General features: G+C 65.1%; 23 protein-coding genes and 1 riboswitch. Of the genes, 7 read left to right on the top strand and 16 right to left on the bottom strand.

The genetic code is table 11. From position 1 onward, the window contains the following. Position 1: 1 nt before the first annotated feature. From IAE37_RS04015 to IAE37_RS03985, 7 genes are all read right to left on the bottom strand, one after another. Positions 2 to 520, bottom strand: coding sequence for a retropepsin-like aspartic protease family protein (locus IAE37_RS04015; RefSeq protein WP_201169554.1), 519 nt, complete (start codon positions 518 to 520; stop codon positions 2 to 4). After that, the gene (locus IAE37_RS04010; protein ID WP_201169551.1) at positions 517 to 1,503 is read right to left on the bottom strand and encodes an esterase-like activity of phytase family protein; all 987 of its coding nucleotides are present in this window, start codon (positions 1,501 to 1,503) and stop codon (positions 517 to 519) included. The genes IAE37_RS04015 and IAE37_RS04010 overlap by 4 nt, the downstream gene beginning before the upstream one ends. Next, positions 1,500 to 3,404 (bottom strand): DNA topoisomerase IV subunit B, encoded by a 1,905-nt coding sequence (gene parE, locus IAE37_RS04005; RefSeq protein ID WP_136916861.1) that lies wholly within the window; start codon positions 3,402 to 3,404, stop codon positions 1,500 to 1,502. Before parE ends, IAE37_RS04010 begins: the two co-directional genes overlap by 4 nt. 35 nt (positions 3,405 to 3,439) lie before the next feature. After that, positions 3,440 to 4,048 (bottom strand): YqiA/YcfP family alpha/beta fold hydrolase, encoded by a 609-nt coding sequence (locus tag IAE37_RS04000; RefSeq protein ID WP_201169548.1) that lies wholly within the window; start codon positions 4,046 to 4,048, stop codon positions 3,440 to 3,442. A 141-nt stretch (positions 4,049 to 4,189) separates the two neighbouring features. Next, entirely contained in the window at positions 4,190 to 4,993 is an 804-nt protein-coding gene (cpdA, locus tag IAE37_RS03995; RefSeq protein WP_201169545.1) for a 3',5'-cyclic-AMP phosphodiesterase, read from the bottom strand. Between the two features lie 98 nt (positions 4,994 to 5,091). Continuing rightward, complete coding sequence (locus IAE37_RS03990) at positions 5,092 to 5,544, bottom strand: DUF1249 domain-containing protein (RefSeq protein WP_201169542.1); 453 nt, start codon at positions 5,542 to 5,544, stop codon at positions 5,092 to 5,094. Continuing rightward, a complete protein-coding gene (locus tag IAE37_RS03985; RefSeq protein WP_201169539.1) occupies positions 5,535 to 6,152 on the bottom strand; it encodes an NUDIX domain-containing protein in 618 nt (205 codons plus the stop codon). Before IAE37_RS03985 ends, IAE37_RS03990 begins: the two co-directional genes overlap by 10 nt. A gap of 184 nt (positions 6,153 to 6,336) precedes the next feature. Between IAE37_RS03985 and IAE37_RS03980 the strand changes: the two genes are divergently transcribed. After that, complete coding sequence (locus IAE37_RS03980) at positions 6,337 to 7,083, top strand: RsiV family protein (protein WP_201169537.1); 747 nt, start codon at positions 6,337 to 6,339, stop codon at positions 7,081 to 7,083. Here IAE37_RS03980 and cytX read toward each other — a convergent pair. Together cytX and thiC are read right to left on the bottom strand one after the other, a co-directional pair. Further along, complete coding sequence (cytX, locus tag IAE37_RS03975; RefSeq protein WP_201169535.1) at positions 7,052 to 8,335, bottom strand: putative hydroxymethylpyrimidine transporter CytX; 1,284 nt, start codon at positions 8,333 to 8,335, stop codon at positions 7,052 to 7,054. The genes IAE37_RS03980 and cytX overlap by 32 nt on opposite strands. Positions 8,336 to 8,462: 127 nt before the next feature. Next, positions 8,463 to 10,343 carry a phosphomethylpyrimidine synthase ThiC gene (thiC, locus tag IAE37_RS03970; protein WP_201169532.1) on the bottom strand — a complete coding sequence of 627 codons (1,881 nt, stop codon included), beginning with the start codon at positions 10,341 to 10,343 and terminating at the stop codon, positions 8,463 to 8,465. A gap of 157 nt (positions 10,344 to 10,500) precedes the next feature. Further along, a riboswitch (TPP riboswitch) is annotated at positions 10,501 to 10,607 on the bottom strand. Positions 10,608 to 10,767: 160 nt separating this feature from the next. Between thiC and IAE37_RS03965 the strand changes: the two genes are divergently transcribed. After that, positions 10,768 to 12,204, top strand: a complete 1,437-nt coding sequence (locus IAE37_RS03965; RefSeq protein ID WP_201169529.1) for a TolC family outer membrane protein — start codon at positions 10,768 to 10,770, stop codon at positions 12,202 to 12,204. Positions 12,205 to 12,234: 30 nt separating this feature from the next. On the opposite strand, the gene waaA is transcribed toward IAE37_RS03965, so the two are convergent. Together waaA and IAE37_RS03955 are read right to left on the bottom strand one after the other, a co-directional pair. Further along, positions 12,235 to 13,506 (bottom strand): lipid IV(A) 3-deoxy-D-manno-octulosonic acid transferase, encoded by a 1,272-nt coding sequence (gene waaA / locus IAE37_RS03960; protein ID WP_201169526.1) that lies wholly within the window; start codon positions 13,504 to 13,506, stop codon positions 12,235 to 12,237. An 11-nt stretch (positions 13,507 to 13,517) separates the two neighbouring features. Then, positions 13,518 to 14,408, bottom strand: a complete 891-nt coding sequence (locus IAE37_RS03955) for a LysR family transcriptional regulator (RefSeq protein WP_201169523.1) — start codon at positions 14,406 to 14,408, stop codon at positions 13,518 to 13,520. An 85-nt stretch (positions 14,409 to 14,493) separates the two neighbouring features. On the opposite strand from IAE37_RS03955, the gene IAE37_RS03950 reads away from it, so the two are divergent. From IAE37_RS03950 to IAE37_RS03935, 4 genes are all read left to right on the top strand, one after another. Then, positions 14,494 to 14,826, top strand: a complete 333-nt coding sequence (locus IAE37_RS03950) for a DMT family transporter (protein WP_201169520.1) — start codon at positions 14,494 to 14,496, stop codon at positions 14,824 to 14,826. Positions 14,827 to 14,932: 106 nt separating this feature from the next. After that, entirely contained in the window at positions 14,933 to 16,108 is a 1,176-nt protein-coding gene (locus IAE37_RS03945; protein WP_201169517.1) for an NAD(P)/FAD-dependent oxidoreductase, read from the top strand. Beyond that, complete coding sequence (locus tag IAE37_RS03940) at positions 16,105 to 16,917, top strand: aldo/keto reductase (RefSeq protein ID WP_201169514.1); 813 nt, start codon at positions 16,105 to 16,107, stop codon at positions 16,915 to 16,917. The genes IAE37_RS03945 and IAE37_RS03940 overlap by 4 nt, the downstream gene beginning before the upstream one ends. A gap of 37 nt (positions 16,918 to 16,954) precedes the next feature. Further along, the gene (locus IAE37_RS03935) at positions 16,955 to 17,923 is read left to right on the top strand and encodes a metal ABC transporter ATPase (RefSeq protein WP_201169511.1); all 969 of its coding nucleotides are present in this window, start codon (positions 16,955 to 16,957) and stop codon (positions 17,921 to 17,923) included. A gap of 30 nt (positions 17,924 to 17,953) precedes the next feature. On the opposite strand, the gene hldE is transcribed toward IAE37_RS03935, so the two are convergent. Together hldE and msbA are read right to left on the bottom strand one after the other, a co-directional pair. Next, positions 17,954 to 19,375, bottom strand: a complete 1,422-nt coding sequence (gene hldE, locus IAE37_RS03930; RefSeq protein ID WP_201169508.1) for a bifunctional D-glycero-beta-D-manno-heptose-7-phosphate kinase/D-glycero-beta-D-manno-heptose 1-phosphate adenylyltransferase HldE — start codon at positions 19,373 to 19,375, stop codon at positions 17,954 to 17,956. Between the two features lie 126 nt (positions 19,376 to 19,501). After that, entirely contained in the window at positions 19,502 to 21,310 is a 1,809-nt protein-coding gene (msbA, locus tag IAE37_RS03925) for a lipid A export permease/ATP-binding protein MsbA (RefSeq protein ID WP_201169500.1), read from the bottom strand. Positions 21,311 to 21,484: 174 nt separating this feature from the next. Between msbA and IAE37_RS03920 the strand changes: the two genes are divergently transcribed. Beyond that, positions 21,485 to 22,090 carry a toluene tolerance protein gene (locus IAE37_RS03920; protein ID WP_201169497.1) on the top strand — a complete coding sequence of 202 codons (606 nt, stop codon included), beginning with the start codon at positions 21,485 to 21,487 and terminating at the stop codon, positions 22,088 to 22,090. A 2-nt stretch (positions 22,091 to 22,092) separates the two neighbouring features. Here IAE37_RS03920 and IAE37_RS03915 read toward each other — a convergent pair whose 3' ends face one another. The 3 genes from IAE37_RS03915 to IAE37_RS03905 form a co-directional block, all read right to left on the bottom strand. Beyond that, positions 22,093 to 23,184, bottom strand: coding sequence for a glycosyltransferase (locus IAE37_RS03915; protein ID WP_201169494.1), 1,092 nt, complete (start codon positions 23,182 to 23,184; stop codon positions 22,093 to 22,095). 45 nt (positions 23,185 to 23,229) lie between these two features. Further along, on the bottom strand, positions 23,230 to 24,003 hold the full coding sequence (locus tag IAE37_RS03910; protein WP_201169491.1) for a glycosyltransferase family 2 protein: 774 nt from the start codon (positions 24,001 to 24,003) through the stop codon (positions 23,230 to 23,232). A gap of 64 nt (positions 24,004 to 24,067) precedes the next feature. Then, the gene (locus IAE37_RS03905; RefSeq protein WP_201169487.1) at positions 24,068 to 25,024 is read right to left on the bottom strand and encodes a glycosyltransferase family protein; all 957 of its coding nucleotides are present in this window, start codon (positions 25,022 to 25,024) and stop codon (positions 24,068 to 24,070) included. Positions 25,025 to 25,033: the final 9 nt, after the last annotated feature.

Here is a 25,033-nt window from a genome sequence, read left to right as displayed (position 1 = left end):
GTCATTTCAGGTTCTGGCGCAGCAGCATGGTGCCGCCGCGCTGGGTAAATTCAAGTTGTTTCAGGGCGCTCATGCCCAGCAGCACGGTCTGCCCGTCCAGGCCGGGGACCACCAGGGCGCGCACGCCCTGCAGGTGGATATCGCCCAGTTGCAGGCTGTCCAGCCGCGTACGGTAGCCCTCGGTGCGGCCGTTGGCGGTACTCAGGATGACCGGGCTGCCACGCACCAGGTCCAGCTCGGCTGCCAGCTTCTCGGGGATGGCCACGTCGGTGGCACCGGTGTCGAGCATGAAGTGCACGACCTGGCCGTTGATCGCGCCGTCCAGCACGAAATGGCCCTGGCCATTGCCCAGCAGGCGCACCTCGATGAAGCCATCGCCATGCTCGGACTGCACCTGAGTATTGGGGTTGCGCTGGCGCTCTTCCCACTGGCCGAAAAAGCGCGTGGCGAGGAACAGCGCCGCCGCCCAGGCGACGATCATCAGTACCTTGCCGGCGCGCTTGCCTGCTGGCTGGGTCACGGCTCGGCGCTCCAACCACCCTCTGGCGCGGCAAAGCGCCAGACGATCGGCCGTGTCTCGCCGTCGGCGCGGTCGCCGTTGTTGTTGTCCAGGCCGATCCAGGCGCCCTTGGCATCGATCACCAGCGCCTCGGCCAGGCCGAACGGCACGTCGTAGCGGCGTTTGGGCACCAGGGCATCGGCGGCGTACGACCAGCAACGCTCCACCTTGCCGCTGTCGGCATCACGGCGGCAGACGCGAAAGGCGTTGCGCTCGAGGGTGAACAGCTTGCCCTCGAACCAGGCCAGGTCGGCGAAATCACGCGACAGCGCCCGTGGGTTGGGCATCTGCGGCGGCTGCATTTCGACACCGGCCTCGCTCAGCAGCACGCAGCTGCGCCCGCAGGTCCAGACCGACTGCTGGCGTTCGATCGCCACCAGCCCGCGCCGCTCACGCTCGGCCGCCAGCCACAGGCGGTCACCGGCCGGGTTGATGGCCAAGCCCTCGAACAGCGCGTTGAAGTTGAGCAACATGCCACTGGCACGTGCCTGACGCACCATCACCGGGTCGATCCTGAGCCAGTTGGGCTCGCCCTCGACCGGCAACTGCAGAACCGCCGCGTGGGCCTCGCTGACCAGGAAGATATTGCCCGCCTGGTCGCAGGTGATGCCTTCGAAGTCCAACTCACCGCCCCGCACGAACGCCGCGGCCCAATTGCGCACCTTCAGGCCCCACGGCAAGCCGCTCTCCGGCACCGGCGGCGAGGTGAAGGTCAAGGGCTGGGCACGCCATACCGCCGCCTGCTGGTCGAAGCGGTAGATGCGGTCGTCGTCGCGGTCGGACACGCCCCACAGGCCACCCCGGCACCAGGCCATGCCAGACAGGTTGCCGCCGCGCATGCCCTCGATGGGATGCTCGGCAGTGAGTTTGAGCTGCGGCCAATCGCCGGCTTGGCTGGTCAGCGCGACCAGGGCCAGGCAGAACGCGGACAACAGACGAATCAAACCAGGACCTCGGCCAGGTTGCCCTTGGTTTCCAGCCAGCTCTTGCGGTCACCGGCACGCTTCTTGGCCAACAGCATGTCCATGATCTCGGTGGTGCCCTGCAGGTCGTCCAGGGTGAGCTGGACCAGGCGCCGGGTGTTCGGGTCCATGGTGGTCTCGCGCAACTGTGGCGGGTTCATTTCGCCCAGGCCCTTGAAGCGGGTGACCTGCGGCTTGCCGCGTTTCTTCTCGGCCACCAGGCGATCGAGGATCCCATCGCGCTCGGCTTCGTCGAGCGCGTAGTAGATTTCCTTGCCCAGGTCGATGCGGTACAGCGGCGGCATGGCCACGTAGACGTGCCCGGCCTCGACCAGCGGGCGGAAATGCTGGACGAACAGCGCGCACAGCAGCGTGGCGATGTGCAGGCCGTCGGAGTCGGCGTCGGCGAGGATGCAGATCTTGCCGTAGCGCAGTTGCGACAGGTCGGTGGCGCCTGGGTCGACGCCGATGGCCACGGCGATGTTGTGCACCTCCTGGCTGGCCAGGACTTCACCGCCGTCCACCTCCCAGGTGTTGAGGATCTTGCCGCGCAGCGGCAGGATGGCCTGGAACTCCTTGTCCCGGGCCTGCTTGGCGGAACCGCCGGCAGAGTCACCTTCGACCAGGAACAGCTCGGCACGCATCGGGTCCTGCCCGGCGCAGTCGGCCAGCTTGCCGGGCAGCGCCGGGCCCTGGGTGACACGCTTGCGCTCGACCTTCTTGCTCGCCTTGAGGCGGCGCCCGGCGTTGCTGATGGCCAGCTCCGCCAGTTGCATGCCCAGTTCCGGGTGGGCATTGAGCCACAGGCTGAATGCGTCCTTGACCACGCCAGAGACGAACGCTGCGGCCTCGCGGGACGACAGTCGCTCCTTGGTCTGCCCTGAGAACTGCGGCTCCTGCATCTTCATCGACAGCACGAAAGTGATGCGCTCCCAGACGTCCTCGGGGGCCAGCTTGACCCCGCGCGGCAGCAGGTTGCGGAACTCGCAGAACTCGCGCATGGCATCGAGCAGCCCCTGGCGCAGGCCGTTGACATGGGTACCGCCCTGGGCGGTGGGAATCAGGTTGACGTAGCTTTCCTGGACGCTGTCGCCACCTTCGGGCAACCACAGCAGGGCCCAGTCGACAGCCTCCTTGTTACCGGCCAGGCTGCCGCAGAACGGCTCGTCGGGCAGGCGCTGGAACTCGCTGACCGAGTCGACCAGGTAGGAGCGCAGGCCGTCCTCGTAGTGCCACTCGACCTTCTCGCCGCTGGCCTTGTCCTCGAAGCTGACCAGCAACCCCGGGCACAACACGGCCTTGGCCTTGAGCACATGCTTGAGGCGGCTGATGGAGAACTTGGGCGAGTCGAAGTACTTCGGATCGGGGCTGAAGTACACGCTGGTGCCGGTGTTGCGCTTGCCGACCGAACCGACGACCTCCAGTTCGCTGGCCTTGAAGCCGTCGGCGAAGGTCATCTGGTATTCGTTGCCGTCGCGCTTGACGCGCACGCGTACCTGGGTCGACAAGGCGTTGACCACGGAAATACCGACGCCGTGCAAGCCGCCGGAGAACTGGTAGTTCTTGTTGGAGAACTTGCCGCCGGCGTGCAGCTTGGTGAGGATCAGCTCGACCCCCGAGACGCCCTCTTCGGGGTGGATGTCCACCGGCATGCCGCGGCCATCGTCGCTGACTTCCAGCGAGTGGTCGGCGTGGAGGATGACCTGCACCGAACGCGCGTGGCCAGCCAGGGCTTCGTCGACGCTGTTGTCGATGACTTCCTGGGCCAGGTGGTTGGGCCGGCTGGTATCGGTGTACATGCCCGGCCGCTTGCGGACCGGGTCGAGGCCGGAGAGGACTTCGATGGCGTCTGCGTTATAGGCGCTAGCGCTGGGATTGGCCATGGGTTCTCGTCGTCAGTCTGGTGAATGCAAAAGGGTCAAAATACAGAAAAATCGAGCGCCGCATACTGCCCGGGGGCAATGCCGGCAAAGGCCAGCAGCGCCGGCAGGCGTTCGGCGAAGCCCTGGAAACCATGATCGCCACCGGCCTGGATACGCAGGGCGCAACCGCGGTAGTACTGCTCGGCGTGGCGATAATCCAGGGTTTCATCCCCGGTCTGCAACCATACCTGGTAGCGGCTGGGGTCCGCAGGCGCCGCGACTTCGAGCTCGGCCAGGGCCTGCACGTGGTCCAGGGTCAGCTCCCAGGTTTCACCACTGTAGTGGTTGCGCTGGGTGCCGAGGTAGCCGTCGAAACGCTTGTGCGGGGTCACTGCCGGGTTGACCAGCAGGGCCTTGAGGCCATGGCGCTCGGCCAGATGGGTGGCATAGTAGCCGCCGAGCGAGCTGCCGACCAGCAAGGGCGCGTCGAGCTCGGCGATGCACGCCTCGAGCTGGGCGATGGCCTGGCGCGGGTGATGATGCAGCTCAGGCACACGCAACTGCCCGGCCAAGCCGAGCTGCTGCATCACCGCCGCGAGCTGGCGCGCCTTGGTCGACAACGGTGAGCTGTTGAAGCCATGGATATAGAGGATGGAACCCGACATGCTGCCCCCGGTGTCTGTGGCTTCGCGCCCCGACAGGCGGGCGCTGGGACGCGCAGTGTAGCGTGTTCACCGGGTTTTGAGGCCCGCTGGCCGATTTCGCAACAATTTCTTCAATGAACAGATATCCCGGTGGCAGCAGCTTCAATACCCTGGGCTGTTGAAGTCGAGCTTGAGCTCGAAGTCCCGGGCGCGCTCTATCCCGGTTTCCAGCCGACCATCGGCGTGCAGACGCAGCCAGCGATACCCCGGCAATTCCTCGCTCACCTTGAAGTCCTCGCTGCGCGGCGCGAACTGGATGCAGGTCGAGGGCGTAGCGAGCAATCTAACCCCCTCGCGCACTTCATCCCACTCCTGGTGGATATGCCCCCAGAGCAGTGCCTTGACCTGTGGATAACCCTTCAGGCGCGCCAGCAGTTGCTCGGCATTGCGCAGGCCAATCGGTGCGATCCAGGCGCAGCCGATGTCCACCGGCTGGTGATGGCAGCAGACCAGGCAATGGCGCCCACCTGCCGTGGCCAAGGCCTGGTCGAGCAGCGCCAGCTGGTCGGGTTGCAGCAGGCCGTGGGTGGCGCCGAGTACCGATGTGTCGAGCATCACCACACGCCAGGCGCCGATATCGGTGACCGCCTCGACCAGTTCCGGTGCGACCTCGGCCATGACCCTGGCCTCGTCGTGATTGCCCGGCAACCAGCGGGCCGGCGCCGCGAGTTCGCCGCTCAACTGGCGAAACGCCTCGTACGACGCCACGCTGCCATCCTGCGACAGGTCCCCGGTGCACAGCAGCAGGTCGATGCGCGGCTGCTCGCGTCGGACCTGGGCGACCACATGGCGCAGGCTTTCGCGGGTGTTGAGGCCAAGCAGGGTGCCGGCCGCATCGCCGAACAGGTGGGCGTCGGTCAGTTGCACGACGTGTACGGGGGCCTGGGATTGATCTGGTTGCGGCAACGGCCGTCTCCTCGAGCGGATTCAGCGGCAATTATGGCGAGGGAACGGTCTCCGGCAAACAGCCGGGGCCCCCTCTGTTACGAGTACGCCGTCACATTTCAGCGCACGCTTGCCAGTTCGTGACCACAGGCCAGGCAATGGCTCAGCCACTCGCCGAGGAACAGGTTGAGTTGGGCCTTCTCGTCGGGCTGGTGCATCGCATCATTGGGGTAGGGGTAGATACTGCGCAGGCGGCGGGCATGTTCGGCACCGACCACCTCGGCCATGCGTGCGTCATGGTACACCTGCACCTCCAGTTGCGGCACCGGCAGCCACGGCAGGCTGTGCTCCTGGCGCACGCGCAGGGTGGTGGTGTAGGGGCAGGCCAGCAGCACATCGAGCACCAGCACGCCGAGCATCTGGTCGCCCTGGGCCATGCCGATGCGCCGCGAGCTCTGGGTGGTACGCATGTCGGGGAGCAGGCGCATGAGCCGGGCATAGTTGGCCTCGCAGGCTGCTTGCAGCCCGGCCAGGTCGACCCGATAACGCTCACGCAGCAGGTTCACTTCCACATACCTCGGACTTCATCTTTGTTCAGCGCCAGCCACTGCAGGCCGATGATGGTCGCGGCGTTGCAGATGCGCCCATCACGTACCGCCTGCAGCGCGTCGTCGAACGACCACACGCGTACGCGGATGTCCTCGCCCTCTTCCTCCAGGCCATGCAGGCCGCCGGCGCCTTCGCTGCTGCAGCGGCCGAGGAACAGGTGCACGTATTCATCGCTGCCACCCGGCGAGGGGAAGTAGCGGGTCATCGGCCACAGGGCCGCGAAGGCCAGGCCGGCCTCTTCCTCGGCTTCACGGTGGGCGACTTCTTCCGGTTCCTCGTCCTTGTCGATCAGCCCGGCGACCATCTCGATCAGCCAGGGGTTGTCGACCTTGTCCATGGCGCCGACGCGAAACTGCTCGATCAGCACCACCTCATCGCGCAACGGGTCGTAGGGCAGCACGCACACCGCGTCGTGGCGCACGAACAACTCGCGGCTGATCTCGCGGCCCAGGCCGCCGGCGAACAGCTCATGGCGCAGGCGTACCTTGTCGAGCTTGTAGAAGCCCTGGAAGCAATTGGCCCGCTCGACGATCTCGACCGCCCTGGGCACCGAATTCAACGTATCCGACATGAAAATCCTCGCTACCTCGTTTACCGCATCGCGCCATCCTACTCTGCACGCTTTCACGTTTCACCCCCTTCGAGCAACCGTTCGCACGGTCGGGACAGCGCGCGTCTACTCTGTTAGCTTAGTGGCGAACTGAAGGCCGCGCAGACGGTCAAAGGCCGACTTTCCCTGTTCTGCAAGGATCATCATGACGCTCGTCAAACTGACTTCCGTGGCCGTGCTGGCACTGGCCCTGGGCGCCTGCCAGAGCCTGTTCACGCCCAATTACCGGGCCCCGCTCGAGGTCAAGCGCGACGCCTGGGAGCATGTCAAACCCGGCTGCAGCGAAAGCGACTGCCCGCTGGTGAACATCGACACCATCCACTTCCCGGCCCTGCCCAAACTCGACGGCATCGTCGAGAAGCGCCTGCTGCAACTGACCGAGGACAACCAGCACGGCACCACCCCGGCGACCCTGCAGGCCTACGAGCAGCAGTACCTGGCAAGCGCCGACAAGCGCAACAGCAGCTACCTGCAGGCCAAGGTACGCGAGCAGCATGACGGGCTGGTGATCATCGAGCTGTCCAGCTACCTCGACAGCGGCGGCGCCCACGGCATGCCCGGGCGTGGCTTCATCAACTATTCGCGCAAGCTGGACAAGGTGCTGACCCTGCAGGACATGCTGGTGCCCGGCCAGGAGGAGACCTTCTGGAAGACCGTCGAGGAGTCGCACAAGGCTTGGCTGATCAGCGTCGGCATGGACAAGGACGCCGAGTTCGTCAAGACCTGGCCATTCAAGCGCTCGCCGCACGTCGCCCTGACGTACGGCGCGGTGGTGGTCAAGTACGAAGTCTATGCCATCGCGCCCTACTCCATGGGCCACGTCGAGCTGAAGATTCCGTACCCGCGCCTCAACGGTGTGATCAAGCCCGAGCTGTTTCCCGGCCGCGGCTGACACTCAGTAACGCGTGCAGCACACCTGCCAGCAGCAAGGCTGGCAGGGTCGCACCGAAGTCCGGCGCCTGCGCGGCGATCAGGTGATACGCCGCCACCCCCACTGCCCAGGCCAGCAGCGCCGGCCAGTGCAGGCCCGCCACCTGTGCCGGCGCCCGACGTCGGCGCACCAGGTAATGGTCGACCAGTACCACGCCGAACAGCGGTGCGAACACCGAACCGATCAGCAGCAGGAAGTTCTCGTACTGGGCCAGCGGCGCCAGCAGGGCGATCAGGGTACACGACACACCGATCGCCAGGGCCAGGTGCTCGACCTTCAGACGTACCAGCAGCCCCGTGGAGACCGCCGCCGAGTGGATGTCGGCGAAGGCGTTCTCCGACTCGTCGAGCAGGATGAGCAGCAGCGGGATCCCCAGGCCGGCACCGGCCAAGGCCAGCAGCAGCGCATTGGTTTCGCCGTCTGCGGCGAAGGCCAGGGTGTAGGCCACGCCCAGGCTCATCAGCCAGGCATTGCCGATGAAGAAGCCCAGGGCAGTGCCACCGAACACTCGGCTGGCGCGCTGGCCGAAACGCGAGTAGTCGGCGATCAGCGGCAGCCAGGACAACGGCATGGCGATGACGATGTCGAAGCCTACCGCCAGCGACATCGAGCCATCCCCGGCGCGGTTCCACAGGGCGCTGAGATCGGCCTTGGCGAACAGGTTCCAGGTCAGCCACAGGCAGGCGCCGAGCAACAGCCAGATGCCCCATTTGCGCAGGACCTTGCGCACGAACGCCAGCGGTCCGCTGACCGCCAGCAGGGTGGCCAAGGCACCGAAGCACAGGGTCCACAGCAGCGGATTGCTCCAGGCACTGCCGTCGCCGAAGGCGCGCGCGCCCAGCAGGCTGGCGGCATCGCGCATGACGATGATCTCGAACGAACCCCAACCCACCAGTTGCAGCAGGTTGAGCAAGGCTGGCAGGCGTGCGCCATGGCTGCCCAGGGTCAGGCGCAAGGTGGCCATGGCCGACAGGCCGGTATCGCTGCCGACCACGCCGGCCGCGGCCAGCAGCAGCACGCCGACACCCGTGCCCAGGAGGATCGCCAGCAGCGCTCCGGAAAGGCCCAGGCCAGGCGCCAGCAAGGCACCGACCTGCAGGACCATGAGGCCGATGCCGAGGGAGAACCACAACGAGAACAGGTCGCGGGCGCCGAACAGGCGTTGGTCGGTGGGGACCGGGTGGTCGGGGGAGAAGTGGCTGGGGGTGGTCATCGGCGCGCTTACCAAAAGTCATTGTTGTTGGGAAAACCAGTAGGAGCGGGTTTACCCGCGAACGCGTCAGTGAATCCACCAACGCATTCGCGGGTAAACCCGCTCCTACAGGGGTAACGGTGACGCTTTACACTTTGTGGTAAAGCTGGCTGCCTTCCTGGCGGAACCGCTCGGCCTGCTCACGCATACCCTGCTCGGCCGTCACGTCCACGGTTTCGATCTTGGCGGCATACTCGCGCACTTCCTGGGTGATCTTCATCGAGCAGAACTTCGGCCCGCACATCGAGCAGAAGTGCGCGACCTTGGCCGATTCCTTGGGCAGCGTCTCGTCATGGAAGGCCCGCGCGGTGTCTGGGTCCAGGCCGAGGTTGAACTGGTCTTCCCAGCGGAATTCGAAGCGTGCCTTGGACAGCGCGTTGTCTCGAATCTGCGCGCCAGGATGCCCCTTGGCAAGGTCTGCTGCATGCGCAGCGATCTTGTAGGTGATGATGCCAGTCTTGACGTCGTCCTTGTTCGGCAGGCCCAGGTGTTCCTTGGGCGTGACGTAGCAGAGCATGGCGCAGCCGAACCAGCCGATCATCGCCGCACCGATGCCGGAGGTGATGTGGTCGTAGCCCGGGGCGATGTCGGTGGTCAGCGGGCCGAGGGTGTAGAACGGCGCCTCGTCGCAGCACTCGAGCTGCTTGTCCATGTTCTCCTTGATCAACTGCATCGGCACGTGGCCCGGGCCTTCGATCATGCACTGCACATCGTGCTTCCAGGCGATCTTGGTCAGCTCGCCGAGAGTTTCCAGTTCACCGAACTGGGCGGCGTCGTTGGCGTCGGCGATCGAGCCAGGGCGCAGGCCATCGCCCAGCGAGAAGCTCACGTCGTAGGCCTTCATGATTTCGCAGATCTCGTCGAAGTGCGTGTACAGGAAGTTTTCCTTGTGGTGCGCCAGGCACCACTTGGCCATGATCGAGCCGCCGCGGCTGACGATGCCAGTCACCCGCTTGGCGGTCAGCGGCACATAGCGCAGCAAGACGCCGGCGTGGATGGTGAAATAGTCCACGCCCTGCTCGGCCTGTTCGATCAGGGTGTCGCGGAACAGCTCCCAGGTCAGGTCTTCGGCGACGCCACCGACCTTCTCCAGGGCCTGGTAGATCGGCACGGTACCGATCGGTACCGGCGAGTTGCGGATGATCCACTCGCGGGTTTCGTGGATGTGCTTGCCGGTGGACAGGTCCATGACCGTGTCCGAGCCCCAGCGGGTGCCCCAGGTCAGCTTGGCCACTTCTTCCTCGATCGACGAGCCCAGGGCACTGTTGCCGATGTTGCCGTTGATCTTCACCAGGAAGTTGCGACCGATGATCATCGGCTCCACTTCCGGGTGGTTGATGTTGGCCGGGATGATCGCGCGGCCACGGGCGATTTCCTGGCGGACGAATTCGGGGGTGATTTCCTTCGGGATGTTGGCACCGAAGCTGTGGCCGGCATGCTGCTCGTTCAGCAGGCCGGCGGCGCGGGCCTCCTGCAGCTTCATGTTCTCGCGGATGGCCACGTACTCCATCTCGGCGGTGATGATGCCTTGGCGGGCATAGTGCATCTGCGAGACGTTGGCACCGGCCTTGGCACGACGCGGGTTGCGCACGTGAGCGAAGCGCAGCTTGGCGAGGTCGGCGTCGTTCAGGCGCTGCTGGCCGAAATTGGAACTCAGGCCGTCCAGGCGCTCGGTGTCGCCGCGGGCGTCGATCCACGCCGAACGCACGTCGGCCAGGCCCTTGCGCACGTCGATGATCACGTTGGGGTCGGTGTACGGGCCGGAAGTGTCGTAGACCAGCACAGGGGCATTGGACTCACCGCCAAAATCGGTCGGGGTGTCGTCCAGGCTGATTTCGCGCATGGGCACGCGGATGTCCGGGCGCGAGCCTTCGACATAGACCTTGCGCGAACGCGGGAACGGTTGCACGGATTGCTGATCGACTTGCGCCGACTCGCTGAGGTTGATCGTTTTTTCTTGTTTGCTCATCACAGGCTCTCCAGACAGCTTCCTAGCGGATGGAATGTCGGGGTGAACCTGAAAGGCACGAACGCACTCTGAGACGAGTGCAGTGCCGGATACGTGAAGTGCCTGAAGCTATTGAAAGCTGAGACATTCCCGGACCTGGCACAAGAGGCTCCCCGGGAAGGCGAGCAATCTTGTTCCCTACGCAGGCGCTAACCTGATCAGGTTCAACGGGATCCGCAACTTTGCGATCTCAGCCTTTGCTTCAAGGCACCCCGACAAGAACATGCGCAGTCTAGACTGGAGTGGTCGGCAAAGCCAAGCGGGTAAACCCGGCGCTGATGAATGGAACGCACTACGATTGTTGGCAACAGCACATGGCACTACACTGACCCGCTATTCCGTACTCAACAGTTCAGTAATTAAATTTCGTACAAGGATTGCCTCTATGCTGCGCAAACTTTCACTGGCGATAGCCGTGTCTTGTGCGTCCAATGGAATGGTCTGGGCAGCGGATGTGCCCACGACAGTCAAGACCGACCTGGTCAGCGTCTACCAGGAGGCTGTCGACAACAACGCCGACCTGGCGGCGGCTCGCGCCGACTATGGCGCCCGTCGCGAAGTGGTACCCCAGGCCAGGGCCGGCCTGCTGCCGAACCTGTCGGCCGGTGCCGAGATGATGAACACCCGCACCAAGCTCGACGAGCCGTCGATCACCTCCAACCGCAGTGGCAATTCATGGAGTGCGACCCTGTCGCAGCCGATCTTCCGTGCCGACCGCTGGTTCCAACTGCAAGCCGCCGAAGCGGTCAACGAACAGGCCGCACTGGAACTCTCGGCGACAGAACAGAACCTCATCCTGCAGACGGCGCAGAACTACTTCGCCGTGCTCCGCGCCCAGGACAACCTCGCCGCGACCAAAGCCGAGGAAGCGGCCTTCAAGCGTCAACTCGACCAGTCCAACGAACGCTTCGACGTGGGCCTTTCGGACAAGACCGATGTGCTGCAATCCCAGGCCAGCTACGACACCGCGCGGGCCAACCGGATCATCGCCGAACGCCAGGTGCAGGATGCCTTCGAGGCCTTGGTGACCCTGACCAACCGCGAGTACTCGGCGATCCAGGGCGTGGTCCACACCTTGCCGGTACAGGTGCCGACTCCCAATGATGCCAAGGCCTGGGTCGACACTGCGGCGCGGCAGAACCTCAATCTGCTGGCGACCAACCACGCCGTCGACGCCGCCGAGGAAACCCTGCGCCAGCGCAAGGCCGGCCATGCGCCGACGCTGGACGCCGTGGCGCGTTACCAGAAAGGCGACAACGACAGCCTCGGTTTCACCAACCCGGCACCGCAAACCGGCGTGCGCTATTCCGGCGACGTGGAGCAGACCAGCATCGGCCTGCAGCTGAACATCCCGATCTACAGCGGCGGGCTGACCAGCTCGCAGGTGCGCGAGGCCTACCAGCGCCTGAGCCAAAGCGAGCAGCAACGCGAAAGCCTGCGCCGCCAGGTGGTGGAGAACACCCGCAACCTGCACCGCGCCGTGAACACCGATGTGGAACAGGTGCAGGCGCGCAAGCAGTCGATCATCTCCAACCAGAGTGCGCTGGAGGCCACCGAGATCGGCTACCAGGTCGGTACCCGCAACATCGTCGACGTGCTCGATGCCCAGCGCCAGCTGTACACCTCGGTGCGCGACTATAACAACAGCCGCTACGACTACATCCTCGACAACCTGAGCCTCAAGCAGGCGGCGGGGACCTTGAGCCCACAAGACCTGCAGGACCTCAAGCGCTACCTGAAAGCGGACTACAACCCAGACAAGGATTTCCTGCCACCGGACCTGGCAGCAGCGGCGGCGAAGAATTTCGAGCGCAAGCCCTGAATGCAGCATTCGCTCCTACAGGAATCGCATTTAGGGCATCAATCGGCCCAGCCCATCCAGCAAGCGCTGCAACGCCCCCTGGTTGGCGCGCATCACCGCCCTGCCCGCCTCGCCCATGCGCCGCGCATCCTGCGGCAGCTCCACCAGCCGCCGCACAGCCTGGGCCAGGCCCTCGGCATCATCGATCTGCTGGAGTGCCCCCGCTTCACGCAACATCGCGCTGATTTCGAGGAAATTGAACACATGTGGCCCCATGATCACCGGCAACGCCAACGCCGCTGGCTCCAGCGGGTTATGGCCACCGGTGGCAACCAGGCTGCCGCCGACGAAGGCGATATCGGCCAGGGCATAGAGAAACAGCAGCTCGCCCATGGTGTCGCCGAGCAGCACCTGCGTCTGCGCATCCACCGCCGCACCCGAGGAGCGACGCACGGTGGCGAACTGATCGCAGCACAGGGTCTGCACCGCATCGAACCGTTCCGGATGGCGCGGCACCAGGATCAGCAGCGCATCGCCGTGCACCTGCAGCAACTGCCGGTGCGCTTGCAGGATCAGCGCATCCTCGCCCTCATGAGTACTGGCGGCGATCCACACCGGACGCTGGGTGGCGCCCCACTCCTCGCGCAGGGCGCGGGCACGGGGTAACAACTGCTCGTCGACCTTGAGGTCGAACTTGATCGAGCCGGTCACCTGCACGCACTCGGGCCGTGCCCCCAGGTCACGGAAGCGCTGGGCCTCGGTCTCGGTCTGCACCGCGATCAGGCTCATCTCGGCGAGCATCGGCCGGGTCAGCTTGGCGAAGCGCGCATAGCCGCGTGCCGAGCGCTCGGACAACCGGGCATTGGCCAAGGCCACCGGGATGCCGCGCTTGGCACATTGATGGATATGGTTGGGCCACAGCTCGGTTTCCATGATGATGCCCAGGCGCGGGCGGACATGGTCGAGAAAGCGCCCAGCGGCCCATGGCAAATCGTAGGGCAGGTAGCAGTGCTGGACCCGCGGCTCGTCGGCGAACATCGCGCGAATGCGCTCCGAGCCGGTCGGGGTCATGCAGGTCAAGGTGATCGGCAAGCCTGGGTAGGCCTTGAGCAGGGCGCGCACCATGGGCGCTGCGGCGATGCTCTCGCCCACCGACACGGCATGCACCCAGAGCCCTCCCTGCTGCATCGGCGGCAGGTTGCGGGCAAAGCGCTCGACGATGCGCTGGCGATAGGCCGGCGCCTTGCGCGCACGCAGGTAAAGGCGCAGCGCAACCAGCGGCAGGCCCAGATGGAAAAGCAGGGTATAGAGTGTTCTGTTCATGGCGGCGGAGTTTACCCGATCGCGCGCAGGTGCACCGCAAAGCGCTCGGCCAGCCACTGCGCGGCCGGCCCCAGCGGCTCGTCGCGGCGCCAGGCCAGCTCGACCACCAATGCCGGCGGGCGCCACTCGCAATCGAGCTCGACCATGTGCGCCTGGTAGGTGGGGTACTGCACCACATGGCGCGGCAACCAGGCCCAGCCCAGACCGCGCATCAGCAGCTCGGCCATGGCGTAGAAGCTGTCGGCGCGCCAGACCTGCGGGCTGGCCACCTCGCCGCCGGGGTAGCCGCTTTCCTGCGCGGTGACCAACAGCTGTCGATGCTGCGCCAACTGCTGGCAGCTGACCCGCCCACGCCCGGCAAGCGGGTGACCCACCGCGCAGACGGTGACCATTTCCACACTGCCCAGGGCACGCCGCTCCAGCGAGGCCGGCATGCGCTCGTGGTTGAAGAACAGCCCCAGGTCGGCACGGCGCTCCACCAGCTTGCGCGCGACATCGCCCTGGGCGCCGCTGGCCAGTTGCACTTGCAGGTAGGGATAACGGCTGGCCAGCTCGTCCAGGCTGTCGATCACCGGCTGGTAAGGCATGGCCTCGTCCTGGGCCACGCGCAGCAATGCTTCCTGGCCGCGCATCAAGGCCTGCGCCCGCCCTTCCATGCGCTCGCATTGGCGCAACAGTTCATGGGCATCCTCGAGCAGGGCGGCGCCGTTCTCGGTCAGTTTCGGTTGCCGTCCGCTGCTGCGCTCGAACAGGGCCACGCCGAGGTCCGCCTCGAGCAGGGCAATGGCATTGCTGATCGCCGACTGTGCCTTGCGCTGCTCACGGGCGACCGCCGAAAAAGAGCGCAGCTCTACGACACGCACGAAGGTACGCAACTGATCCAGATTCCACTGCTGAGGCATCGACCTATCTCCTATGCGGATAGGTAATGACTTTACCCCATCCGGGCAAGCGCTAGAATGCGCCCCAGTTACCGGAGATTCCATCATGAATGCCTACACCTACCTGGCCATCGCCATTTGCGCCGAAGTCATCGCCACTGCCTCCATGAAGGCGGTCAAGGGCCTGAGTACGCCGCTGCCGTTGCTGTTGATGGTGTGTGGCTATGCCATCGCCTTCTGGATGCTGACCTTGGTGGTGCGCAGTATTCCGGTGGGGATCGCCTACGCGATCTGGTCGGGACTGGGGATCGTGTTGATCAGCATCGCGGCGCTGGTGATCTACGGGCAGAAGCTGGACGTGCCGGCGATGCTGGGTATGGCGATGATCGTCGCTGGCGTGGTGGTGATTCAGTTGTTTTCCAAGACGGCGGGGCATTGAGGTCAGGGCCGCCAGGCGCTGCTTTGCGGCCCCAGATTGCTTAACTGACTGGCATTGGCCCCGACCCTGTATACTTGCCAGCTGTCCCAGTCTTCGAGGTACCCCCATGCCATCTGCCATTACCACCGACGTGCTGATCGTCGGCGCCGGCGTCGCAGGCCTCTGGCTCAACGCCCGGTTGCGCCGCCAGGGCTATTCGACAGTGCTGGTGGAACGCGCCAGCCTCGGTGGCGAACAGACGGTCAAGTCCCAGGGCATCATCCATGGCGGCACCAAGTACGCCCTGCATGGCGCCCTGACCGGTGCCTCGGAGGCCATCGCCGACATGCCGCGCCGCTGGCGCGAGGCCCTGGCCGGCAGTGGCGAACTGGACCTGCGCGGCACCCGGCTGCTGTCCGACGCCCACTACCTGTGGTCGCCCGGCACCCTGGCCGGCAACCTCACCAGCTTCTTCGCCAGCAAGGCCGTACGCAGCCGGGTCGAGCAGGTCAAGGGAGAACAACTGCCCCCCGCCCTGCAGGACCGCGCCTTCAAGGGCAAGGTCTATCGCCTTGCCGAGCTGGTGATCGACGTGCCCAGCCTGTTGGCCAACCTCGCCGACCTTGCCGGCGACAGCCTGCTGGCCGGCGAACACATCGAGCCACTGCGCGAAGACGACCAACTGGTCGGCTTGCACGTCGACGGCCGCGACATCCGCGCACAACGTGTCGTTCTGAGCGCCGGCGGCGGCACCGAAGACCTGCTGCACGCCCTGGGCTTGAGCCAGCCGGCCATGCAATTGCGCCCGCTGCACATGGTCATGGCCAAGGGACCGAACCTCAAGCCGTTGTACGCCCATTGCCTGGGCGGTGGGCCCAAACCCCGGGTGACCGTCACCACCCACCCGGCGGCCGATGGCCAATGGGTCTGGTACCTCGGCGGAGACCTCGCCGAGGCCGAGGGCGTGGCCCGTACGCCTGAGGCGCAGATCGCCGCCGCGCAAAAGGAAATCGCCAACCTGCTGCCATGGGTCGACCAGAGCCTGGTGCGCTGGGCCACCCTGCGGGTCGACCGCGCGGAGCCCGCGCAATCTGGCCTGGTGCGCCCGGACAACGCCTTCCTCGCCGAGCAGGGGCGCCTGCTGGTCGGCTGGCCGACCAAGCTGGCCCTGGCACCAGACTTCAGCGACCGCGTGCTGGCCAGCCTGGAGCGTGATGGTGTGCGCCCAGCCGCCCAGCCCGATCTCGGCGGCCTGCCGCGCCCGAGCCTCGGTGTGCCGGCCTGGGAGCAACTGCTGCCATGAGCCTGCCAACCCTGCACGACTTCCATCGGCCACTGGGCAGCACTGGCCTGGAGGTATCCCCGCTGGGCCTGGGCACGGTCAAGCTCGGCCGCGACCAGGGCGTGAAGTACCCCAACGGCTTCACCATCCCTGCCGATGACGAAGCGCGCCTGCTGCTCAACCAGGCCCGCGAGCTGGGCATCAACCTGATCGACACCGCCCCGGCCTATGGTCGCAGCGAAGAACGCCTGGGCCCGCTGCTGCGCGGCCAGCGCGAAGCCTGGGTGATCGTCAGCAAGGTGGGCGAGGAGTTCGAAGACGGCCATTCGCACTTCGACTTCAGCGCCGCCCACACTCGCCGCTCGGTCGAGCGCAGCCTGCGGCGGCTGGAAACCGACCGCATCGAACTGGTGCTGGTGCACTCCGACGGCAACGACCTGGCGATCCTCGAGCAGCAGGAGGTCTACCAGACCCTCGCCGAGCTCAAGCGCGAAGGCAAGATCCTCGGCTACGGGTTTTCCGGCAAGACCGCTGCCGGGGGCCTCAAGGCGCTGGAGCAGGGCGACTGCGCCATGGTCACCTACAACCTCAACGAGCAGGCCGAACGCCCGGTACTGGACTACGCCGCCGCGCACGGCAAGGCCATCCTGGTGAAAAAGGCCCTGGCCAGCGGGCACATCTGCCTGGCCCCCGGGGTCGATCCGGTGCAGGCCAGCTTCGAGTTGCTGTTCTCCCATCCGGGCGTCAGCAGTGCTATCGTCGGTACCATCAATCCGCTGCACCTGGCCCATAACGTGGCCACCGTCGCCCGTATCCTGGGCCAGCATTGATTCGCGCCCGCGGGCGCCCGACGCAAGGAGGAGCCTCGTGCCGCGAACGTTGATCCGCAAGAATCCGAGCAACTTCAAGACCTTGCCCCTGCACGTCGAGGCCACCCCCGAAGGGCTGGCCTACCAGAGCATCGGCATGCCGCTGAACTTCAGCCAGACCCAGCAACGCCGCCGCGCCATCGAACTGCCCGACGCGCAGCGGTTCGTTACCGAGCTGGCCAACCTCGGGGTTTCGGTCCGCCTGACCCTGCACTGGCAGAACCGCGACTACTGGGTGCTGGTGCGCCAGCGCCGCCAGGATCGCGGCGACGTGGTGCTGAAGCTGATTTCCGGCTATGTGCCCGCGCAGGAGTTGAACCTGCCGTTGCACACCGCAGTGCAGGAAGTCGCCGAGGAATGCCTGCTGGAAACCCCGGAAGGCTGGCTAGGCGGGCGCTTCAACGATACCTGGCTGCCGGCTCCGTATGCCGCTGCCCTGCATTACCGCGAGACGGCACCTTTCGTGCTGACGCCGCAGTCCGGCGCGGCGCGCCCCGTGCACTGCGCCAACCTGATGCTGCTGGAACGGCCACGAGCCTACGTGCACCTGCCGACGGCATCGCTGCAGCTGATCTACGACATGCGCTTGCAGGTGCCCCGGGAAGCCAAGAAGCTCAGCCTGTTCCATGTCGACGAACGCCTGGAAGGCGACCAACTGGTGGCACGGCTCAACCGCAAGCGCCCCGACCTGTACCTGATGCCCCTCCAGGACGGCCAACCGCTGGCCGAGCTGTACACCTTGCGCCAGGACGAACTGGTGCGCGCCAGCACGCGCGGGCTGTACCTGGCCGAAAGCTTCGCCCTGCAAGAAGGGTGGGTGGTGCGCGACGAGCGGGTGCGCTGGAAGGACTGGGTCAAGCAACAGGGACTGGAGGAGCACAAACCGGCCCGGGCCTCGCATCTGCAACGCTTCGGCGACAAGGCCCGGGCGCTGCTGGCGCGCGCGCGGACATCGCTGAACAAATGAACCTGGGGCGCGAAGCGGCCCCAGTCGTTATCAGTTCTTGCGAATTTTCTCGACGATGGCGGTGGTCGAGCTGTTCTCGACCAACCCCAGCACCTTCACGGTGCCGCCGTAGGACTTGACCAGATCGGCACCGACCACCTGCTCGATGCCGTAGTCGCCGCCCTTGACCAGCACGTCCGGCCTGACCTCGCCCAGCAGGTTTTCCGGAGTGTCCTCGGGGAAGCTGATGACCCAGTCGACCGCCCCCAGGCCGGCCAGCACGGCCATGCGCCGGTCGACGCTGTTGATCGGCCGGCCCGGCCCCTTGAGGCGGCTGACCGAGGCGTCGTCGTTGACCGCGACGATCAAGCGATCACCCTGGGCTCGGGCCTGCTCCAGATAGGTCACGTGCCCGGCGTGGAGGATGTCGAAGCAGCCGTTGGTGAAGACGATCTTCTCGTTGTGCGCACGCGCATCGTCGATCGCCAGCAGCAATTGCTCCAGGCCCAGCACCCCGCGCTCAGAGCCTTCCTCGCGCTGGATGGCCCGGCGCAGTTCCGGGGCGCTGATCGCGGCGGTCCCCAGCTTGCCGACCACGATGCCGGCGGCCAGGTTGGCCAGGGCCACGGCGTGTGGCAGGTCTTCACCGGCGGCGATGGCCACGGCCAGGGTGGAAATGACGGTATCGCCGGCACCGGTGACATCGAACACTTCACGGGCTCGCGCCGGCAGGTGCAGCGCCGGCTGGCCAGCACGCAGCAGGGTCATGCCGTGCTCGCCACGGGTCACCAGCAGCGCACCCAGGTCGAGGTCCTGCAGCAGTTGCAGCCCCTTGGCGACCAGCTCGGCCTCGTCGGCGCAACGGCCGACGATGGTTTCGAATTCGCTCAGGTTCGGGGTGATCAGGCTGGCGCCACGGTAGATGGTGAAATCCTTGCCCTTGGGGTCCGCCAGCACCGGAATGCCACGTGCCCGAGCAGCGCTGATCAGGCCCTGGGGGTCTTTCAGCGCGCCTTTGCCATAGTCGGACAGCACCAGCACCTTGACGCCCTCGAGCAGGCTGTCGACCTGGCTACCCAGCGACACCGCATCGGTGGCGAAAGGCTCTTCGAAGTCGATGCGCAGCAATTGCTGGTGACGGCTCATGACCCGCAGCTTGACGATGGTCGGCTGGTGCGCGATGCGCTGGAACAGCGAGCGTACGCCGGCGGCCTGCAGGCTGTTGGCCAGGCTCTCGGCGGCCTCGTCCTGGCCGGTGACGCCGACCAGCGATGCCGGCGCGCCCAGCGCGGCGATGTTCAAGGCAACGTTGGCCGCGCCGCCGGGGCGGTCCTCGATCTGATCGACCTTGACCACCGGCACCGGCGCTTCCGGCGAAATACGCGAAGTACCGCCATGCCAGTAGCGGTCGAGCATGACATCGCCGACCACCAGTACCGGGGCTTGATCGAAACGCGGCATGGACAACTTCATGGGCAACCCAAAAGAAATAATGAACAGGGGCAGGATATTAGCACAGGGCCGGGTAGGCCTTACGGCCAGATGGGCCCTGGCAAATTCCGGTGACAATCGGGGCCACACGGGCCCCGACTCGGTGCTTCAGGTGATGTCGGCCTTTTCCGGCTCGTCCAAGCCCATGGCGTGCAGGCGGGCGTAGTGACCGTTGGCCTGCAACAGCTCGGCATGGGTACCGCGCTCCACCAGGCGGCCCTGGTCCATGACCAGGATCTGGTCGGCCTTCTCGATGGTCGACAGGCGGTGGGCGATCACCAGCGTGGTACGGCCCTCCATCACGTGGTCCAGGGCGGCCTGGATATGCCGCTCTGACTCAGTGTCCAGGGCCGAGGTGGCCTCGTCGAGAATCAACAGCGGGGCGTTCTTCAGCAGCGCCCGAGCGATCGCCAGGCGCTGGCGCTGACCACCGGACAGCAGCACGCCGTTCTCGCCCACTTCGGTGTCGAAGCCCTTGGGCAGCTTGTCGACGAACTCCTTGGCATAGGCGTCGGCCGCTGCCGCTTCGATGTCCGCACGCGGGGCGCCAGCAAGATCGCCGTAGGCGATGTTGTTGGCCACGGTGTCGTTGAACAGGGTGACATGCTGAGTCACCTGGGACACATGGCGGCGCAGGTTGCGCAGGCGGTAGTCGGAAATTTCCAGGCCATCGAGCAGGATCTGGCCCTGGTCGTGATGGTAGAAGCGTGGAATCAATGCGGCCAGGGTCGACTTGCCACTGCCCGAGCGCCCCACCAGCGCGATCATCTGCCCAGGTTCGGCGACGAAGCTGATATCGCTCAGCACTTCACGGTCGGTGCCGGGGTAGCTGAAGCTCAGGTTGCGCACTTCCAGGCGGCCTTCCACACGCTCCTTCTCGACCGTACCGGTATCCACCTCGGGCGCCTCGTCGAGCTGCTCGAAGATGCTCTCGGCACCGGCCAGGCCCTTCTGGATGGTCGAACTGACCTCCGAAAGCTGGCGGATCGGCTTGGGCAGCAAGCCCGCGGCGGTGATGTAGGCCACTAACTCACCGGCCGACGAGTCGCCACGCATGAACAGCACCAGGAACATCAGCGCGGCCATGGCGGTGTAGATCACCAACTGCAGCATCGGCGTATAGAGCGCGCCGGTCTTGGTCATCTTGAGTTGCTTGTCGGTGTTGCTCTGGCTGGCACGCTGGAAGCGCTTCTGCTCGTAGGTTTCACCGCCGAAGCTGCGCACCACCCGGTAACCCTGGATGGTCTCGGAGGCGACATGGGTGACATCGCCCATGGCCACCTGGATTTTTTTGCTCTGCTTGCGGAATTTCTTGCTGGCCACGCTGACCATGATGGCGATGACCGGCAGGATGGCGAGCATCACCATGGTCAGCTGCCAGTTCATCCACACCAGGTAGCCAAACAGGAACACCACGGTCAGGCCTTCGCGGATGACCACCTTGATCGCATCGGTGGCTGCGCCGGTGACCATGGTCACGTTGAAGGTGATGCGCGAGATCAGGTGCCCGGAGTTGTGGTTGTCGAAGTAGCGGTTGGGCAGTACCAGCAGCTTGTTGAACAACTCCACGCGCAGGTCGTGCACCAGGCCAAGGGAGACCTTGGCCAGGAAGTAGTTACCCAGGAACGAGCCGAAGCCCTGCCAGGCGGCGATCAGGATGATCAGCAGCGGCACTGCCTGTAACAGCTGCAGGTCGCGCAGGTAAGGCACGTTGGGAAACAGGACCGCCTGCGGGTTGCTCAGGCCATCGACGAAATATTTGAGGATCCCGGCCAGCATCGGCTGGGTCGAGGCGAAGATCACGAAACCGACGATGCTCAGCAGGAAAATGCCGACATAGGGTTTCACGTAGCTCAGCAGCCGGAAATAGATCTTCAGGCTGGAGTTGTGCTCCGCCGGACGCGGTGTTTCGGCCATCATCGAGCTCGCTGTTCAGGTTGAACCGGAAATTTTACCACAGGCTTTCCCATCGGCACCCTTCCGACGGCATATCCGACCGTTAACGGTTCAGAGACGCTTTCATGGTACTGCGTCGTGATTTTCGGCATTATTGCCGGTCAATTCGCTTGCCAGACGACAAGGCCCCCATCCATGCAATGCTCCCGGCTACCTCAGGTCGACTTCGATCAGCTGACACTTGGCGCCCAGATTCTGGAGGCAGATAGTTACGGCGCCAAAGTCTACCTGCTTGGCGATGGCAATATCCTCAAGGTTTTTCGTCGCAAGCGCCTGTTTTCGTCCGCGCTGCTGCGCCCCTACTCGCAGCGGTTCATCGACAACGCCGCGCGCCTGGCGCAACTGGGCATTCCCACCCTCGAAGTCATCAGCCACCACAAGCTCGACCTGCCGGGCCGCACCGCGGTGCTGTACCGCCCGCTGCCAGGGCGGACACTGCTGCAGATGGCACGTGAAGAAAGTTTCAGCTGGGACGTCTATCTACCGCGGCTGATCGAGCTGATCCAGCACCTGCACCGCTCGGGGGTGTACTTCCGTTCGTTGCACCTGGGCAACGTGGTGGTGACGCCCGACGATCGCCTGGGCCTGATCGACGTCGCCGACATGCGCTTCCTGCGTGCGCCGTTGTCCGCCCGCATGATCCGGCGCAACGTGCAACACATGGTGCGCTACATCGAGCGGGAAAAACTCGGCGAGCGCTTTCCGCTCGCCGACTTCCAGGCAGCCCTGCTGGGCGTCTGAGGTCAATCGCGCAGCAGGCGTTCGGAACCTTCCTTGAAGGCTTGCCATGACTGCTCCGGCGCCAGGGCCTGGCGCTGCAGGCGCACCTGATCCTGGGGGATGAGGCCGACCGCACGCTGGATCTCACCGGCCCAGGCCTGGGCATCACCGATCGGCAGGTAACACCCAGCGTCCTGCAGTTGCTCGCGAAACACCGGCAATTCACTGCAGATCACCGGTACGTCGGCCAGCACCGCTTCCTGCACCACCAGGCCGAGGCCTTCGGCGCGGGACGGCACCAGCAACCAGTCGAAGGCGCGGTAGAGCTGCTGCATGTCCTTGCGGTGACCATGCAAGGTAATGCAGCCGGCCAGACCGCGCGCCTCGATGCACGCTTGCAGGCTGGCGCGCTCGCTGCCTTCGCCGAGCACGACCAGGCGAATTTCCGGATGCTGTGCATGGGCCAGGCCAAAAGCCTGGATCAGCATCTCGAAACCCTTGCTCTCGACCAGCCGGCCGACCGCACCGAACACCCGGCCACCTTCGAGGGGGAGCTCAAGCGCCTGGCGCGCCTGCTCGCGGCTCATCAGACTGGCGCCGAAGGCCCGCGGCTCGTGGGCCATGCGCAGGGTCTGCACCGGACGCTGCAGGAGTTCACCGAGATGCTCGGCCAGGGTCCGCGAAACCGCCGCCAGGGCCACGCGCTCCGCTGGCAGGCCGTCGATCAGGCGCACATCCCTGGCGCTCAGGCGCGTTTCACCATGGAACAGGACCTTGGCGCGCAGGTTCGGCAGGCGCTGCAACAGCGGCAGCACCATGCGCGCCACCCCCACGCCATCGATCAGCACCACATCGGCCTTGGCCTCGACCAGCGCCTTAAACAAGCGATGCCGCAGCCAGGGCCGCATCAGGCGCCACAGGCCGCGGCCCTTCAATGCCCGTTGCGGCATGCGCCATTCAAGCGTCGAGCCCAGGCCATGGCACAAGCCATGGCCGCTCAGCAGCCAGTTGCTGATCCGAGCGTCGGCGCCGACCAGCGACAGCACCTGCCGGTGCACCTTGTGCACGGACATGTACGGCGAGCCGCCCGCCCACATCACGTTGACTATGTTCATGGGGTCAGTGCCCCCTTCCCGCGCACGACAGGTGGGACAGCGTATTCATTGAACAAGAAGGGTGATTCCCGTACCGATCAGGGCGCCGACCACCAGCGTTGTCGCCAGTTTGATCCGATCGCGTTGACGCCGCTTGGTCTTGCGCTGGACTTCTTCCGGCAGGGTGACATGGCTGCCGAAACCAGTGTGCAACACCGCGTCACCTTCCAGGGTGACGGCCGTCAGCTGCAGCTCCGCATAACGGCGGGAGAGTGCCTTCTCTCCAGCATAGGCGGCAAATGGCGCGCAGCGCTGGTAATCACTCAAGCGGCGCAGGCCCGGGTTGAGCGAGAAGGCCTGCCATTCGGCCTTTTCGGAAAGCAGTGGGTAGCATGGCACGCCAGCGATGACCTGGCGGTCGCCCAGGTGGATGTAGGGGCTGTGCACCGCCAGGTCGTGGGCATAGCTGCGCAGCCAGACCTGCAGGAGGTTCGGGCTGGCCTCGAGAATCGCCCGCGAGTCCTCGACGAAAGCCTGGCGATAGAACTGCCAGTCATCCTCGCAATGGAAGATGTAGGGCGTCTTGACGTGGCTGTAGGCCAGGTCGATGGACGGCAGCTGGCCGAGCTTGGGGCGGTTGACGAAGACCGTGCAGTGGCCACGCCAGTGCTCGGGCACTGCCGCATGCACCGCATCGTCGCCAGAGTCCTCGGTGATGAACACCTCCCGCACGGGCGCCGTGTTGTAGCGATCGAAACTGGCCAAGGTCTCCTTGAGCAAGTCGAAACGGCCACAGCTGGTCACCACCAACGTGATGTCACTGTCATCAGAAAAACGCACGGACTCCCTCCGGTTACAGCAGGCGACTTTGTATACCCAGTCCATGGGCATCAAAGTACTGTTATCAGACCCCCAGGCGCAGGCGCAGCCGCTGCCAGGCCGAGAGTGGTGGATGCGGCCTCAGTTCAGGGCGCATGTGTTCGACGATGCTACGACCCACCTGGCCGAATGCAAACCGCGATACTGCCAAACGGCGACCGTTCTCTGCAATCTGCTGAGCCAGGTCTAAATCCGAACGGAGTGTACGAAGTTTCTGTTGTAGCGTCGGAATATCTTTGTAAAAAACGATGTTGTGCATGTCCTGCAAGCCCAGGGCACGGTTTTCCTCCTCGCCCTGGTCAAAGGCAAACAACACGCAACCGCAGGCCATGGCTTCGAAGTTCTTGATCATGTACTCGCCCATGCCGACGTCGGCACTGACGAAGAAGCGGATGCGGTTGAGGGTGTTGCAGTAGTCCTCGCCCGACTTGGTCTTGGTCACCACCAGGTTTTCCACGCGCCCCAGTTCATCGAGCAACGCCTTGCGGCCGCTGTAGGCGACGCTGCCGGTGCTGCCGACGAAGGCCAGTTCGATGTCGCGCTCGCGGCCCTGGTCAGCGAGCAGCTGTTCGTCGTAGCCCTTGGGCACGAACACCGCGTCGAAGCCCTCCTGGCGCAGGCGCTCGCTGACGTTGTAACCAGAGCTGATCACCCGCGCCCAGGGCATCTTGCGGTAGTGCGCGCTGAACTTGCCGGTGTACTTGCAAGGGATGTAGTTCTGATAGGCGTCGTGTTCGAGGATCACCAGGTTGGGTATGGTGCTGATGAACGACGCCTGGCGCATTTCCTTCTTGAACCGCAGGAAGAACAGGATGCGGTCGTAGCGCTCGACATCGACCTCGCGCTTGAAGTAGCGCCGTAGGTTGCGCTGGTCTTCATCGCTGACCCAGCGGATGTCGCACTCACAGTTGGCCGCGACGCCATCGTACAAACGGTCGAGGATCGCGCGTTGCTCCTCCTGCACCAGAAATAGGACTTTCATTGCGTTCCT

This window comes from Pseudomonas sp. S31, from assembly GCF_016648105.1.
In the GTDB taxonomy this organism is placed as follows: Bacteria; Pseudomonadota; Gammaproteobacteria; order Pseudomonadales; family Pseudomonadaceae; genus Aquipseudomonas.
Note: the sequence above shows the minus strand (reverse complement) of the source record. Positions and strands in the feature narration are given on the sequence as shown.